The following is a 13,105-nucleotide window of genomic DNA, read 5'->3' as shown; positions in this document are numbered from 1 at the left end:
GGTGTGCTGACGCAGCACCCTAACCGGTCCGGCCCCGATCACCGAACTCGGACGTGCTGGAAAACAGCGGAACCACGGAAAGAATCAAGACCGAACATTCCCGACGGGTACGCGTCGCCGGTCGCGCGGTCCTTTTCGGGGGCGGCGTCCTGCGGCGCCGCCCCCGGCCGGGTCACTTGTACGTGATGCTGCTGGTGGAGTACTTGCAGTAGGTGCCGTCCGGGCCGGTGCCGGTCTTCGGCGGCTCCGCGCCGGTGCTGTTGCCGGTGAAGCGGTCGCAGATCGCCATCTTCTTCGAGCTGTCGCCCACGATGGTGATGCCGCTCAGCGTGGCGGTGTCGCCGTAGTTGGTGTTGATACCGACCACGGACTTGCCCGGCGCGGTGAGCACGACGTTCTGCACCACGACCGCGCGCTTGTTCTGCTTGGAGCAGTTGCCGCACGAGCGGTACAGCTTGCCGAAGTCGGAGACCTGGAAGTTCTTGATGGTCAGCGTGCCGCCGCCGTTGTGCTGGAACACCTTGTCGGAGGCCAGTTTCGCGCCGCCGCCGTCGACGGTGTAGGTCGCCGACGTGCCGCCGAGGAACGTCGCGGCGTCCTCGCCCACGTCGAGCCACCACACGTTGCGCAGGGTGCAGGAGCCCAGGCAGTGCACGCCGTCGGCGGCCGGGGCGCCGATGATGACGTTGGCGAGCGTCGCGCCGTCGGCGAGTTCGAAGATCGGGTCCTGGCCCTCCTCCTGGCCGCCGCCGGAGGCGTAGTAGCGCTTGTTGCCGCCGTCGAGGCCGGCCTTCGGGACGCTGATGACGGAGCTGACCTTCTGGCTGCCGGTCTCCTTCGGCCACGCCGCGGTCGGGCTGGTGCCGGTGCTGCCACCGCTGCCCGTACCCGTGTCACCGCTGCCGACCTTGACCAGCTGCCACTGCTGGCTGGCGACCTTGCTGTCACCGGTGACCTGCACGACGGCCGCGCCGTCCGACGTCGAGGCGCCGGCCACGTTCACCACCTTGCCGCTGTTGCGGTTCTTGAGGCGGTAATACCCGCTGCCCATGTCCAGCAGCTCGAACTGCTGGCTGGTGGCCTTGCTGTCGCCGGTCGACTGGACCAGTCCGGCGTTCTCGGCCTTCGACGCGCTCGCCACGTTGAGGACCCGGCCGCTGTGCTTGGCCTTGAGCCGGTAGTAGCCGCTGCCCATGTCGAGGAACTGGAACTGCTGCCAGTCGCCGTTGTTCTGGGACCACTGGTCGATCTTCGCGCCGTCGGCCTTCGAGTACTCGTACACGTCGAGGACCTTGCCGCTGTTGCGGTTCTTGAGCACGTAGTAGGCGCTCGTGTCGACGGTGGCGGCGCTCGCCTGCTGGGTGAGCGCGAGACCGGCCGTGCCGAGCACGGCCGCTGCCACGGCGGAGGCGGTCAGGGCGATCAGTCGCCGCTTTCTGCTGGCCATCGCGGGGCGTTCCCTTCGCTGCGGGGTGGGGTGGGCGGAACTCACCTCCAGGTGTGCGTCGATGCATTCTCCGTTGCGCGATGTGACCGCCTTCACTCCCTGGGGGCCTAATTCCCGGCATAGACCAACAAATCGCCCGGGTGGCCGCTAACGTCGGCCGCGGAGGTGGGGGAATGACGAGCCAGAAGCTGGGTTCGCTGCCGGTGGTCCTGATCGTCGAGGACGACCCGGACGTACGCGACGTCATGACCTTCTCGCTGCAGAAGCGCGGCTTCGAGGTGCTGTCCGCGGCCGACAAGGACACCGCCGTGGAGATCTTCAAGGAGCGGCGGGGCAAGATCGACGTGCTGCTCGCCGACCTGTCGCTGCCCGGCGACACCAGCGGTGGCCTGGCCCGCTGGGTCGCCTCGGTCTACCCGGCGGTCAAGACGGTGTACGTGAGCGGCATCCCGCGGCACGTGGCGCTGAGCTCCGGCATCGTGCGCTCCGAGGTGCCGTACCTCGAGAAGCCGGTCAACCCGGACGTGCTGGCCAGCACCATTCAGAGCCTGCTGCCCCGGCTCGACTCCAGCGGCGAGGCATGGTAGGCGTTCGCGACGGCATCCAGGCCCGCCTCGACGAGATCTGCGATCCGGAGCCGTCCGAACCGGAGCGCCGGCTGCTGGTGCGGCTGCTGACCTCGTACGTGACGAAGACCCCGCCGGCGATCGACCGGCTGGCCGAGGCGCTGGCGTCCGGTGCCGCCGACGAGGTCCGCGACCAGGCCCACGCGCTCAAGGGCTCGGCCACCAACCTCGGCGTCACCGTGCTCAGCGAGCTGTTCGGCGCGCTCGAGGACAGCGCCCGGGCCGGCGTCCTGCCCGACCCGGAGCCCACCCTGGCCCGGATCCGCGAGACCTACCGCGACGTCGAACCGGTCTGCACCGCGCTCGCCGGAGAGCTGGACGTCACAGGGACTGACTAGTATCGATCTCCTCTACCCGGGACAGTGGGGGAAGTCGATGAAGAAGACCTCGTTAGTGCTCGCGTCAGCGCTGATCACCGGCCTGGCCGTGGCGGCCGCCGGGCCCGCAGGGGCCGCCCCGCCCAGCGACCTGCTCCCGGTGCGGACCCGGCAGTCGCTGCTCGGCACCCACGTCTGGTATCAGCAGACCTACCAGGGGATCCCCGTGTTCGGCGGCTACTACGCCACCCACACCGACGCCGCCGGGACCCGGGAGGTCGCCGACGGCCGCAAGAAGATCACCGGGTTCGACGGGGCCGCCGCCGAGGTCAGCGAGCAGCGCGCCCGGTCCACGGTGGCCGGCCGCCTCGGCGCGCAGCCGGACGGTTCACGGCTGGTCATCGTGCCGGGGGAGACCGCCACGCTCGCCTGGGAGACGCTGACCGGCACCCCGGCCGGCACGATCCGGTCCCTGCTCGACGCGGACAGCGGCGCCGTGCTGAGCGAGGAGAACACCGTCCGCGAGGCCACCGGCACCGGGCAGGTGTTCGACCCCAACCCGGTCGTCGCGCTGCAGGACGAGTCGCTCACCGACCAGGACGACGCCGATCACCCGGCGCTCGGCGCGGCGTACCGTACGGTCCGGCTGCGCCAGCTCGACGCCGGCACGGACACGTTGCAGGGGAAGTATGCGAACAACCGCAGCGAGCCGGCCGTCACCTCCGCCACCCGCGACTACTCGTTCCGGCGCGACGAGGCCGGCTTCGAGCAGGTCATGGCGTATCACAGCATGACCTCGGCGGAGGAGTACATCCACCGGCTCGGGTTCACCGACGTCAACAACGAGCCGCAGGACTACTACACGACCGGCTTCGAGGACGACAACTCGTACTACGACCCCTCGGTGGACGCGATCACGTTCGGCACCGGCGGCGTCGACGACGCCGAGGACAACGAGGTCATCTGGCACGAGTACGGTCACGCGATCCAGGACGACCAGGTCCCCGGCTTCGGCGTGACCGACGAGTCCGGCGCGATCGGCGAGGGCTTCGGCGACTACTGGGCGGTGACCATGTCCCAGGCCACCAGCCCGGACACCGCGGTCACCCCGTGGGCCTGCGTCATGGACTGGGACTCCACGTCGTACACCGACGAGGTCCCGCACTGCCTGCGCCGCACCGACACCGCCAAGGTCTACCCCGACGACCTGACCGGCTCGGTGCACGGCGACGGCGAGATCTGGTCGCACGCCCTCTGGGACGTCAACAAGGCGCTCGGCCGCCGGGTGGCCAACCGCGTGATCCTCGAGGCCCAGTTCCGCTTCACCCCGGACGTGACCATGCCCCGGGCCGCCGAGGCGACCGTCGCCACCGCCGGCCTCCTGCACGGCCGCCGGGCCGCCACCGCGACCCGCAAGGCGTTCCAGGACCGCGGCATCCTGCGATAGACGATCCGTACAACCTCTAGGAACCGATCACCTGCCAGTCCTGCACGTCGATCTGGCTGCCGCCGTAACGCGGGGCGAAAATGCTCAGCACCCCGAGCGTACGGAGACGCTCGTGATCGATCAGCGGGTCGGAATAGTAGACGGCGCCGGACGTGTAACGGATGGTCCAGTCGGTCCACCCGGACGCTTTCGACGCCGTTTCGATGTGCAACTTCCTCGTGGACGAGTCACCACTCGCGACGTACAGATTGTCGTTCGCGTCCACCGCGATGTCGCCCCGCGCCGACCGTTCCAGGAACGGTGTGTACGTCTGATGCCACACCTTGGAAGCCTTGTCCCGCCAATAGTGGACGAGAACCGCCTGCTCCCGGGCCGCGGTGAAGTTCGTGGTGTCCGCGGCCGCCGCGGGCAGGTGCGAGGCGAGGACGTGCACGATCCCGGCCTTGTCGACGACCTGCGACTCCTGGTTGATCAGCCCCCGGTTCTGCCCGATGCCCCACACCCGCAACCCGGCCGAGTCCGCGGCCAGCGGGGAACTGCCCGTGGTGGCCACGACGGTGCCCGCATTGTTGCGCCAGGTCCGCCCCTTGTCCCTGCTGTACGCGTAGTAGAGGTCATGATTGGTGCTGGCGTCCGGCGTCTCCCGCACCGTCCACGTGGCGTGCAACAGACTCGTCGAGTCGTACTCGATACCGAACAGGTACGCGTTGTCGTCCCCGGTCGTGCCGTTGATGAACTCGCCGACGTAGGTCCACGCGCTGTTCGCGTACTCATAGAGCACTTCGTTCCCGGCCCCGCTCAACCCGGTCCGGAGCGCGAGCTGCAGCGTCTTGTCCGGAGCGCTCAGGAACTGCGGGTACGTCATCTGGCTCATCGTCGTCCCGGCCAGGCCGGTGACCACCCCGGCGAAACTCGACGCCGCCCACGTCGCACTCCCCGGCGAGGTGGCGACCCCGACCACCGACCGCCGGTACCGCAACTGACTCGAATGCATGTCGAACGCCAGATGGATCGACCCGTCCTGGGCGCTGATGCCGATGCTGATCGTGTTGTGCGAGTCGGTCGAGGTGGTCTGATAATCGGTCAGGCGGACGTTCTGCCAGGATCCGCCGGGCAGTTGCCGCCGGGAAAGATTGACGTATCCGCTCTGGTCCCAGAAAGCGGAATACTGCCACCCGCCGAACGTGACGATCCCGTCCTGCTGAAACGACTCCCCGTTCATGTACCCGGTGTACGTCAGCGCGGTCCGGCCGGTCGTGGTGAGAACCGTGGTCGAGAGCTGGCTGACCGTCGGAGCGGCGGCCAGTGCCGGCTCGGGGATCAGTAGCAGGACAAGCGTCGCGGCAAGCGCGGTGAACCGTTTCATCCCCGTATCGTATCGATGAACATCAGTCTCAGGTCAGTGGTGGCGCTGTTCTCGAAGCAGGTCGAGCTGGTGCCGGGTGGCTCGGACGTGGGGGTGTTCCGGGCCCAGCACGCGGAGCTGGTCGGCGAGGAGGTCCTCGGTGGCCGTGGCGGCGCCGGCAGGATCCCCGGCGACTCCCTGCCACCAGGCAATGTCGGTCCGGGTTCTGAGCGTGTGCGGATGCTCGCGGCCCAGTATCCGAAGTGGGACAGCAGCAGTCGCGGGGTGGTGTGGTTGGCGGCGGCCAGCCGCCGGGCGTAGGAGAACAAGAACTCGCGCGGTAGTGGTGACAGGGGTGTGGGCAGCGCTCGGGCGGGTTGCTGCCAGGGACCGGAGAGGCTTTGAGCGTCCGGGCGGATCATGCGGGTCGGGCGGCCGACTGGCGGCGGCGTGGCCGTGGTGGGGTTTGGTGCTCGGCGGTGTGGTCGAGAGTGACCTGGTCGAGGCTGGTCTGGGTGAAGCGCTCGGTGCCGTCGTAGATGGTCTCGATTGCAGCTTCGCGCAGCAGATGGGAGAGGCTGCCGATCATGCCGTTGGTGCGTTCGTAGAGGTAGGTGGCTAGCCGGGGCAGGCTGCCGGGGTGGTGCCGGTGTAGTCGCAGGGCGGTTTCGAATGCGGCGATCGAGGCCGCCCACTGGTCACGTTGGCTACGGCTGCCGTAGGTGAAGGGTGTGCTGGCGATGCTGATGAAGCGGCCGGCGATCTGGCGGCCACGGACACCGGTGAACAGGCCGACGTGTTCGACGTCGATTCCGGCGTAGACGAAGGTGGCCGGGATGCGTTCGGCGAGGTATTTGAGCTGGTCGGAGCTTTCGGCGCCGCCGCGGGTGGCGAGGTTGAGGTTATGGATCTCGTCAACGAGCACGAGGTCAGTGCGTAGCTGGAAGAGCAGGTCGCAGACGGCGTTGGTGATGTTGACCTGGTTGAGGTGCCGCGGTAGCGGCAGGCCGAGGAACCGGGCGAACTCGGCGGCGAGGACCTTCGGGGTCGCTGCGGGTGGGACGGTGACGTAGACGACCGGCAGGAACGGGCCAGGGGCGGTGCGGCGGCGCCGGGCGAGCAGTTCGTGGTGTTTGCCCAGTTGTTTAATCGCGGTGGTCTTGCCGGTGCTGGATTCGCCGGTAACAACCAGTCCCCGGCGGGCGGTGTCTTGGCCGCGGTTGAGCACGACGGGTGCAGGCTGGTGGTTGACGAAGGCCGCCCAGCCCTCCTTGGTGGTGGCCGGGCTTTCGAGCTCGGCCTCCGGGTCAGCCTTCTGGCTGGTCATCGGGAGCGTCGCTCATCTCCTGCCTCGAAGGCGCGCAGCGGAATCACCTTTGCGGTAGGGACCTCATCGTCCTCGTCTGCCAGGCTGTCGGTGCGCGTCGCGGGAAGGTCCGGCCGGGGAGCGGGTGGGGCTGCTGCCGTGCGAGCGCGGGCCCGGCGCGCGTGGGCGTCTGGTGCGGCGGGTGGTCCGGCGGCGCGGTTGAGCAGGTCATGCAGGGCGCGTGCCACCTCGCTCTGCTGCGAGGTGTCGCCGCCTTGGCTGGCCACGATCTGTTGGGCGGCGCGCCAGGTGAAGTCGGCGAATGGCGCTGCCACCATGGGCTGGTGGGTCCAGGTAGCGGTGATCCACCGCTGTCCGCGCAGGTCGCGGACGAAGACCTGGGACAGATCGTAGGGGTCGTAGTGAATCTCCCAGCGCCGATTCTTGCCGGCCACGCCGGACGCGGAGTGCCGGCAGGCGTTGAGCTGCGGGCTGTCGTAATGCCGGTGACCGATTTGAATGCCGTGGTCGCCGATGGTGCGCCAGCAGACCGGCAGCAGCTCAAGGTAGTCGTCGCCGGTCAGCGGCAGGCTCAGATAGCCCGCTGCGGTGATCGCCGCTGCGAACATCTCGTTGGGCGACAGGGGCCGCATCCCGCAAGCCGGTGAGCGCAGACCTTCGTGCGGGCGCGGCTGCCAGCCGGCGACGATCCATTCGTCGAGCAGCTCCTGCAGCTGCGGGACCAACCAGTGGGCCGCGGTGGCCTCCGTGCCTCCGCGGCGGGTGACATCGGAGCCGAGGTAGCCCGCAACGTGCTGGCTGAACAAAGTGTTGATCGAGCGGAATGACCGCTCGACGATGCCCTTGTCGGTTGGCGTACGCGGCCGCGCTGTCTGGATCGAGATCCCGAGCCGGGCGCACGCGTTGACGAAGGTCTGGGAAAGGAACACCGAGCCGCGGTCGGTCACGACGGTCTCGGGCACGATCACCGGCCGCGCTGCGGCGTGCTCGAGTCGCTCATCCAGCGCTAGCAGCCGGCTGTGCGGGATGCTGGAGCGAGCCATGCGCAGCGCCTCGGGCCAGCCGGGCCGCGTTGGTTCGGGCACCAGCATTCGGGCCGGCAGCAGCGCCGCATCCACCGCTTTAGTGCCGCTCGGGCGTATGACAGCGGCGCAGATCGAGCGGGTCGCGACGTCCAGCACGATGGTCAGCTCGACCCGTCCGGGCACGCCGTCGTCGAGCAGAGCGACAACGTCCAGCGGTGTCGTGTCGATCTGCACCAGCTCACCCGGCCGCTGGGCGAGTGTCGGGGTGAACGGGCGTTCCGGCCGGTTCGCCTGGGTGCGGCGGGTGGTCGCCTGTCCGAAGGTGTGCCGGCTTCCGTCCATGGCCGCGCAAAGCCGGTAGAACGTCGCCCGTGACGGCATGTGCAGGTCTTGGTCGCCGTATTCGGTTGCGATCTGCTGCTCGACGCGCCCGTGCCGGGCGACCGGCCGGGTGCCACGGTGGTCGACCAGAGCCCAGAGGCCGCCGGCGCGGTGGCGCAGGCGCATCCGTTTGTACGGTTGCGGCGCTGACGTGCTCGCCGGCGGCGCTCAGTTCGGCGGCTTTCGCGGCATCACGCTGGGCCAGGGTGTGCGTGGCGGGGTCGAACGAGACGCGGGCAGGTGTGCCGGCCGGGGCGTCGGGCGGTAGCCCTGTCTCGACCTCGACGACATGCCGCTCCCAGCTGCATGCCCGCTGCACCGCTGAAGGGGGCAAGGCGTCCAGCAGCCCGATCGGGTCGAGACTCGGGCCGCAGGACTTGCTCCGAGGAGCCGGAAGCCCGGGCTGGCCAGCAGATAGCCGACCAGTAACAATTGCGCGCGGCCGGTGTGGCCGGACAGCCGCACGCGGGTGCCGTCGAGCCCGGTGACAACCCACTCGTCGTCCTCGAAACGCACCCGATCGCCGACGCGTAGCACCTGGTTGCGGCTCACGGTCATCGGCGGGCCGTTGTGACGGGCGAGGTGGCGGACAGGGCGATGGTCAGGTCGGTGCGTAACCGGCCGCACCAGAGCAGGTGGTAGATCACCGGCAGGCTCGCCAGTGGATCATCGAGCAGCGTCGCGATCTCCATCAAGGGCATCGGCGTTGCAGCCATACTTTCCGCCGCAAGCTGCAGGTCGTGCGGCGCGCAGCGGGGGTGCCGGTAGCCGGCTAGCCAGCGCACGTTCGTGGTCATGGTCGCATCGGGCTCGTGCAGCAGCCGATACGGCCAGCCCACCAGTGCGCAGGCGCGGCCGGTCGCGGCGAACGCCGCCGCGTCGGCCGGTTTCACGCGGGCGACAGGCCGCACGTCGATGACCACACCGGTGCCGTCGGTGAGCCGGGCGAAAAAGTCCGGCACATGCCGGCGTGCACGGCCGCCGTCGTCGTCGTGCAACCGGAACGGCTGCGACGCGATCGCGGCCACCATCGGATCGAAGTCGAGGAGCATCAGATGATCGCGTTCCAGCCAGGACTCGAACCCCACATGCCCGCCGGTCGAAGACGATCACCATAGCCCGGTATTACTGCGCTGGCCGCGATAGCGGACGAACGACCGCACCGGCGGCACCGCCTCAAACGCCACCGACAGCGCCTCCGGTAAACCAACCGTGCGTTCCACGCCGTCCGGCCCTGCATATCCGATCGCATACCGCCGGGCGGTGACCTGACGTGCGGCTGCGGACGCCGCACCTGCCGCTATCGCCGCCTCGGCCATGACCCTCCCACCGCCCGCACCCCTGTTACTCGAGGCTATGGCCGACGAGCCCAACCTCCCATCACCGAGAAGAGCGACACAGCGCTGACGAATCAGGCTCGCCGAGACTGGGCTGTAACCCGAGCGTGTAGATCGACGGCAGGCTCTCTGCCCGCGCGAACGAGGTGCGGGTTCCAACCGATGCCGGTCGCCTATAGCTCGCTGCTCACGGTGCGTTGTCCGCGTACGAGAGTCGACGCCCGGATCGCGGCAGATCCGGATGACGCTCCGGAGCCGTCGCGCCGGCTCATCCGACCTGAACCGGTGTGCAGACTTCGGTGTCCCGCTCGACGGGATAACCCAGACGACCCCGGGTGGCGACGAGCAGGATTACGGACAGGACGCCGTACGCGACGATGCTCGCGGCCAGGATCATGGGGCCGGGAAGCGTGGGAAAGAAGGCCGGCCATAGTACGGACAACGCGTTGTTGTTGCTGATGTGCACGAGCGCAGACAATGGCATGCTCTCGTGCGTGCGGTTGAAAACCCAGGTCATCACGATGCTGAGCAGGATACCGACCACTGTGAACTGCACGAGCGTCAGTAGGTCTCGCCCGATTGCCCAGCCGGTGAGAAACAGCGGCAGGTGCCAGCCTGACCACAGCAGACCCAGCAGCAGCGTGCCGGGGAGTGGGCCGAGGCGGCGCTGCATGCGGGGTAGTGCAAAGTCACGCCAGCCAGGCTCCTCGGCCAGGCCAGTGGTGAACATCTGGATGACGAGCATCGGCAGATAAAGCAGGAACGGAGTCATCGACGGCATCGTCAGGTCCGCGACTGCGCCGGGCAGGAGAAGGGTCGCGGCGAGGAGGCTTGCCGGAACAACTATCAGGGTGAAGGCGTACCAGCGCACAGGTACGCGCCAATGGGTCAGGCGCTTGAGCCAGCGGTGTATCCCGGCGCGGCCCGAAACTTGCCACGTGACCAGGAACGCTGCTCCGAGCGGTCCGAGATAGGCGCCGGGCAGAAGTCCGCCCAGTTCGTTCCAGTGAAACGGTAACAGGCCGATGCCGCCTTCGGACAGGACATACGGGGTCCACAGCAACCAGCTGAACCCGTACGCGAGAGCGAAGAACGTGAGCAGCGGTGAACGGTTGATCATGAACGCACCGCTTCCTCGATTGCGTCCACCCGGGCGGTCAGCGCGTCCAGACGTGCCCGCACGAGCGGGATTGCATCGTCGGGTACGACCACGCTTGGGTGAACGCCGCGGCGCATCCGAATCGCCAGAGCCAGATGAAAAGCAAGCATGAGGGTGACACCAGTCCAGGCGGCTTTGGGCGCGACGGACGTGGCCGGCCCGCTGAATACGGCGCCCGTGCCGATGACCAGCGCAACGAGGAGAGCAGCGGCGGCCACCAGCACACGGATCCACCGTCGAGACAGGAGGCCATAGCCAATCGCGACCAGAAGGAGAATCAACAAGACCAGTTTGACAGCAACAGGAATCGCGCTCAGGTTCCCCGTCGCGGCAGCGCCCGCGACGACCAGACAAGCCAGCGTGAATGCCGGCCATTCCCATCCGCGCCGGTCCATCGTCAGTCCACGCTGCGCAGTAGCGATTCGACCGCTGCGACGCGCCGTGTCAGCTCGGCCAGCTCCTCGGCGACCGCCTGCTCCGACGCTGCCGCCCGCTCGGCGACCTCGCGATACTTCTGTGCTTGCTCGCCCGAGGCCCTGGCCGTCACGACCCGCCCCCGAGTGATCACCACCGCGGTGACCATCAGACCTACGACGGCAACGACCGTGATGTACGTCGCGGCCAGCCATGCGTCACTCATCCCGCTGCTCCTTCTGGTGCTGTCGTGCCCAATCGTGGGCGGCGGCGACCGTCGCCGGTGTCAGGTGCAGGTCGAATGACTGCAGCTCATAGAACTTCATCGCCTTGCCGTCAGCGCCCAGCTCGAGTGAGCTGACGACCAGGCCTGCCTTCTCCAGCCGCTCGAGATGCATGTAGAGCAGTGGCCGGCTGATCTGCAGCTGCCGGGCCAGGGCGCTGACATACTGCCTGCCATCGCCCAGAGTCGCGACGATCGCCAGCCGGAGCGGATGGTCCAGCGCGGCAACGATCGACGGCAACCGCTCCGCCTCTCGCAAGACATCACCTCGTCCTTCTACCTGTAAGTTAGAAATTACACGTGAAGGTCCATCCTGACTAGAGCAGTGGGACGACGAGATCGACGTGCACGATCGCCGTCGGCATGCCGACCGGCACATGACAGGGGCAACGCGAAAACGGTCCGTAACGCGGACGGCTGAACACTGAGCGGCTTTGCCGCACCAACACACTGTCATCGGCAGATCCGAACGGCACCAAGGGTCCGGAAGAACTACCCTCGGTGGTCAATCTTGTACTGGCTTCGGACCGGCCATCAGCTGGCCGGCGCGCATGCGGATCCTCCGATGGCCGCGGCGTACTTGGTTGCGTACGCGGCTCCGAGCCACCGCTCGTACGCCGACAGGAGGAGATCCAGTGGCGGTGGATCAGTTGCAATGAGACTGGATCAGATTCGTTGAGAACTCACACTCCGGGCCGGGTTCTTGCCCGGCTGGAACGGGTCCTCGCTACCCTTGTCCAGGTTGCGGACCACGTCGACCCGGCTGCCGTCGGCCTGCAGCATGTACGAGTGGGCGATGTGCTCGTCGGTGAGCCACCGCGGCCGGGTGTAGAACCCCGAACCGGTCATCCCGGCGCGCGCGAAGATGTGTTTCTCCACGTAGTCCCAGTACGTCATGCCGGTCACCGCCTCCACGATCTGCGCGGGGATCGCGAAGTCCGCCCCGGAGTGCCCGTCGCTGCTCGTCCCCGGCGCGGCCACGAGCGTCGCCTGCCGGGTCCACCGCTCGTGGTATTCGTGCACCTCGTCGCGGCTGGTGAAGATGCGCTGCGGGTCCTGCGCCGGGCTGCTCAACCCGGCGGTGCTGGTGAGCATGTGGTGGATGGTCACCCGCTCGGCGATCTCGTCGGCGAACCCGGTCAGGTGGGTGCCCACCGTGTCGGTCAGCTTCACCCGGCCCTGCTGCACGAGCTGCAGGATCGCCACCGCGCAGAACGGTTTGCCCGCGGAGCTGATGCTGACCGCGATGCCCGGGTGGTTCCGGATCCCCTTCTCCCGGTCGGCCAGGCCGTAAGCGCGCGAAAGCACGGTCCGGCCCCGGTGCGACAGCAGAACCACCCCGGAGAACTCACCCTTGGCGGCGAGCTCGGCCAGATACCTGTCGTACGCTCCGCCGGGCCCCGTTTCCGGTGGCAGGCCGGAGAACGAATCGGGTCGTCCGAGTTGAGCACCGGCCAGCGGCGCACCGGCCGCGGCCAGCCCACCCCACCCGAGCAGTCGCCGCCGGCCGATACCACGTACGGAGTCGAGGTTCATGCCTCCACTGAAGACCCGCGCATGTTGTGGTGGCGTATCCGCTTTTCGATACGCCAGCTGAATCTGGCGGTGGTCACCACGACCGGGCCGGCTACACCCTCGATGGTGATGGGCTCTGTCTGCACGACGACGATCGTAAGGCCGTCGTCAGGATTGCCGACATGGCGACACGGCTGGTGCAGATCGCCATGAAGGCTCGCGACGATGCCGCGCTCGGCGGTTTCTGGGCGGAGGCACTCGGCTGGGAGATCTCCAGCGAAGCACCCGGCGTGACCAACCTGGAGCCCGAGGTCATCGTCTCCCCCGACCCGGTCGCCGTCTGCGTGGATCTCGTTGTTTCCCCGGAGCCCAAGACCGTGAAGAACCGCGTGCACGTCGAGCTTGCCACCACCTCGCCCGCTCAACAGGCCGAGACGGTCGCGCGCCTGACGGAGCTCGGCGTCCTGGCCCCGGGCTGATCG

The 13,105-nt window shown here is 68.2% G+C and carries 15 protein-coding genes and 1 pseudogene; 5 read left to right on the top strand and 11 right to left on the bottom strand.

The annotated features are described in order from the left end of the window. Positions 1–172: 172 nt before the first annotated feature. A complete protein-coding gene (locus tag ACIA6A_RS34750) occupies positions 173–1,447 on the bottom strand; it encodes a pectate lyase (RefSeq protein WP_396102227.1) in 1,275 nt (424 codons plus the stop codon). Between the two features lie 173 nt (positions 1,448–1,620). On the opposite strand from ACIA6A_RS34750, the gene ACIA6A_RS34745 reads away from it, so the two are divergent. The 3 genes from ACIA6A_RS34745 to ACIA6A_RS34735 are packed head-to-tail and all read left to right on the top strand — an operon-like array spanning position 1,621 to position 3,837. Beyond that, positions 1,621–2,034 carry a response regulator gene (locus ACIA6A_RS34745; RefSeq protein ID WP_396102226.1) on the top strand — a complete coding sequence of 138 codons (414 nt, stop codon included), beginning with the start codon at positions 1,621–1,623 and terminating at the stop codon, positions 2,032–2,034. Further along, positions 2,028–2,411 (top strand): Hpt domain-containing protein, encoded by a 384-nt coding sequence (locus ACIA6A_RS34740; protein WP_396102225.1) that lies wholly within the window; start codon positions 2,028–2,030, stop codon positions 2,409–2,411. Before ACIA6A_RS34745 ends, ACIA6A_RS34740 begins: the two co-directional genes overlap by 7 nt. Before the next feature lie 37 nt (positions 2,412–2,448). After that, positions 2,449–3,837, top strand: coding sequence for a M36 family metallopeptidase (locus ACIA6A_RS34735; protein WP_396102224.1), 1,389 nt, complete (start codon positions 2,449–2,451; stop codon positions 3,835–3,837). Positions 3,838–3,853: 16 nt separating this feature from the next. Here the strand turns inward: ACIA6A_RS34735 and ACIA6A_RS34730 are convergent, their stop codons facing one another. Next, positions 3,854–5,203, bottom strand: a complete 1,350-nt coding sequence (locus tag ACIA6A_RS34730) for a BNR repeat-containing protein (RefSeq protein ID WP_396102223.1) — start codon at positions 5,201–5,203, stop codon at positions 3,854–3,856. 15 nt (positions 5,204–5,218) lie between these two features. Here ACIA6A_RS34730 and ACIA6A_RS34725 point away from each other — a divergent pair, with 15 nt between their 5' ends. Continuing rightward, entirely contained in the window at positions 5,219–5,503 is a 285-nt protein-coding gene (locus ACIA6A_RS34725) for a hypothetical protein (protein WP_396102222.1), read from the top strand. 97 nt (positions 5,504–5,600) lie between these two features. On the opposite strand, the gene ACIA6A_RS34720 is transcribed toward ACIA6A_RS34725, so the two are convergent. The 9 genes and pseudogenes from ACIA6A_RS34720 to ACIA6A_RS34680 all read right to left on the bottom strand — a co-directional run bounded on the left by ACIA6A_RS34720 (position 5,601) and on the right by ACIA6A_RS34680 (position 12,644). Next, positions 5,601–6,509, bottom strand: a complete 909-nt coding sequence (locus tag ACIA6A_RS34720; protein ID WP_396102221.1) for a TniB family NTP-binding protein — start codon at positions 6,507–6,509, stop codon at positions 5,601–5,603. Beyond that, positions 6,506–8,041, bottom strand: coding sequence for a Mu transposase C-terminal domain-containing protein (locus tag ACIA6A_RS34715; protein WP_396102219.1), 1,536 nt, complete (start codon positions 8,039–8,041; stop codon positions 6,506–6,508). The genes ACIA6A_RS34720 and ACIA6A_RS34715 overlap by 4 nt, the downstream gene beginning before the upstream one ends. 428 nt (positions 8,042–8,469) lie before the next feature. After that, positions 8,470–9,012: pseudogene (locus ACIA6A_RS34710) on the bottom strand (TnsA-like heteromeric transposase endonuclease subunit); the annotation flags it as partial. A gap of 12 nt (positions 9,013–9,024) precedes the next feature. After that, positions 9,025–9,234 (bottom strand): hypothetical protein, encoded by a 210-nt coding sequence (locus ACIA6A_RS34705; RefSeq protein ID WP_396102218.1) that lies wholly within the window; start codon positions 9,232–9,234, stop codon positions 9,025–9,027. A gap of 286 nt (positions 9,235–9,520) precedes the next feature. Beyond that, positions 9,521–10,372 (bottom strand): CPBP family intramembrane glutamic endopeptidase, encoded by an 852-nt coding sequence (locus ACIA6A_RS34700; protein ID WP_396102217.1) that lies wholly within the window; start codon positions 10,370–10,372, stop codon positions 9,521–9,523. Beyond that, a complete protein-coding gene (locus ACIA6A_RS34695) occupies positions 10,369–10,806 on the bottom strand; it encodes a hypothetical protein (protein ID WP_396102216.1) in 438 nt (145 codons plus the stop codon). Before ACIA6A_RS34695 ends, ACIA6A_RS34700 begins: the two co-directional genes overlap by 4 nt. A gap of 2 nt (positions 10,807–10,808) precedes the next feature. Continuing rightward, complete coding sequence (locus ACIA6A_RS34690; protein ID WP_396102215.1) at positions 10,809–11,051, bottom strand: hypothetical protein; 243 nt, start codon at positions 11,049–11,051, stop codon at positions 10,809–10,811. After that, positions 11,044–11,367: an ArsR/SmtB family transcription factor gene (locus tag ACIA6A_RS34685; RefSeq protein ID WP_396102214.1), complete on the bottom strand. Its 324-nt coding sequence runs from the start codon at positions 11,365–11,367 to the stop codon at positions 11,044–11,046. Before ACIA6A_RS34685 ends, ACIA6A_RS34690 begins: the two co-directional genes overlap by 8 nt. A 407-nt stretch (positions 11,368–11,774) precedes the next feature. After that, positions 11,775–12,644 (bottom strand): serine hydrolase domain-containing protein, encoded by an 870-nt coding sequence (locus ACIA6A_RS34680; protein WP_396102213.1) that lies wholly within the window; start codon positions 12,642–12,644, stop codon positions 11,775–11,777. A 29-nt stretch (positions 12,645–12,673) separates the two neighbouring features. Here ACIA6A_RS34680 and ACIA6A_RS34675 point away from each other — a divergent pair, with 29 nt between their 5' ends. Continuing rightward, on the top strand, positions 12,674–13,102 hold the full coding sequence (locus ACIA6A_RS34675) for a VOC family protein (protein WP_396102211.1): 429 nt from the start codon (positions 12,674–12,676) through the stop codon (positions 13,100–13,102). Positions 13,103–13,105 lie beyond the last annotated feature (3 nt).

Source organism: Actinoplanes sp. NPDC051494, assembly GCF_044454705.1.
Classification (GTDB): domain Bacteria; phylum Actinomycetota; class Actinomycetes; order Mycobacteriales; family Micromonosporaceae; genus Actinoplanes.
Note: the sequence above shows the minus strand (reverse complement) of the source record. Positions and strands in the feature narration are given on the sequence as shown.

Bases quoted from the DNA above. Each gene is read 5' to 3' on its own strand.
- ACIA6A_RS34750 (WP_396102227.1), bottom strand. From the start codon at position 1,447: ATGGCCAGCAGAAAGCGGCGACTGATCGCCCTGACCGCCTCCGCCGTG.
- ACIA6A_RS34745 (WP_396102226.1), top strand. From the start codon at position 1,621: ATGACGAGCCAGAAGCTGGGTTCGCTGCCGGTGGTCCTGATCGTCGAG.
- ACIA6A_RS34740 (WP_396102225.1), top strand. From the start codon at position 2,028: ATGGTAGGCGTTCGCGACGGCATCCAGGCCCGCCTCGACGAGATCTGC.
- ACIA6A_RS34735 (WP_396102224.1), top strand. From the start codon at position 2,449: ATGAAGAAGACCTCGTTAGTGCTCGCGTCAGCGCTGATCACCGGCCTG.
- ACIA6A_RS34730 (WP_396102223.1), bottom strand. From the start codon at position 5,203: ATGAAACGGTTCACCGCGCTTGCCGCGACGCTTGTCCTGCTACTGATC.
- ACIA6A_RS34725 (WP_396102222.1), top strand. From the start codon at position 5,219: ATGAACATCAGTCTCAGGTCAGTGGTGGCGCTGTTCTCGAAGCAGGTC.
- ACIA6A_RS34720 (WP_396102221.1), bottom strand. From the start codon at position 6,509: ATGACCAGCCAGAAGGCTGACCCGGAGGCCGAGCTCGAAAGCCCGGCC.
- ACIA6A_RS34715 (WP_396102219.1), bottom strand. From the start codon at position 8,041: ATGCGCCTGCGCCACCGCGCCGGCGGCCTCTGGGCTCTGGTCGACCAC.
- ACIA6A_RS34705 (WP_396102218.1), bottom strand. From the start codon at position 9,234: ATGGCCGAGGCGGCGATAGCGGCAGGTGCGGCGTCCGCAGCCGCACGT.
- ACIA6A_RS34700 (WP_396102217.1), bottom strand. From the start codon at position 10,372: ATGATCAACCGTTCACCGCTGCTCACGTTCTTCGCTCTCGCGTACGGG.
- ACIA6A_RS34695 (WP_396102216.1), bottom strand. From the start codon at position 10,806: ATGGACCGGCGCGGATGGGAATGGCCGGCATTCACGCTGGCTTGTCTG.
- ACIA6A_RS34690 (WP_396102215.1), bottom strand. From the start codon at position 11,051: ATGAGTGACGCATGGCTGGCCGCGACGTACATCACGGTCGTTGCCGTC.
- ACIA6A_RS34680 (WP_396102213.1), bottom strand. From the start codon at position 12,644: ATGAACCTCGACTCCGTACGTGGTATCGGCCGGCGGCGACTGCTCGGG.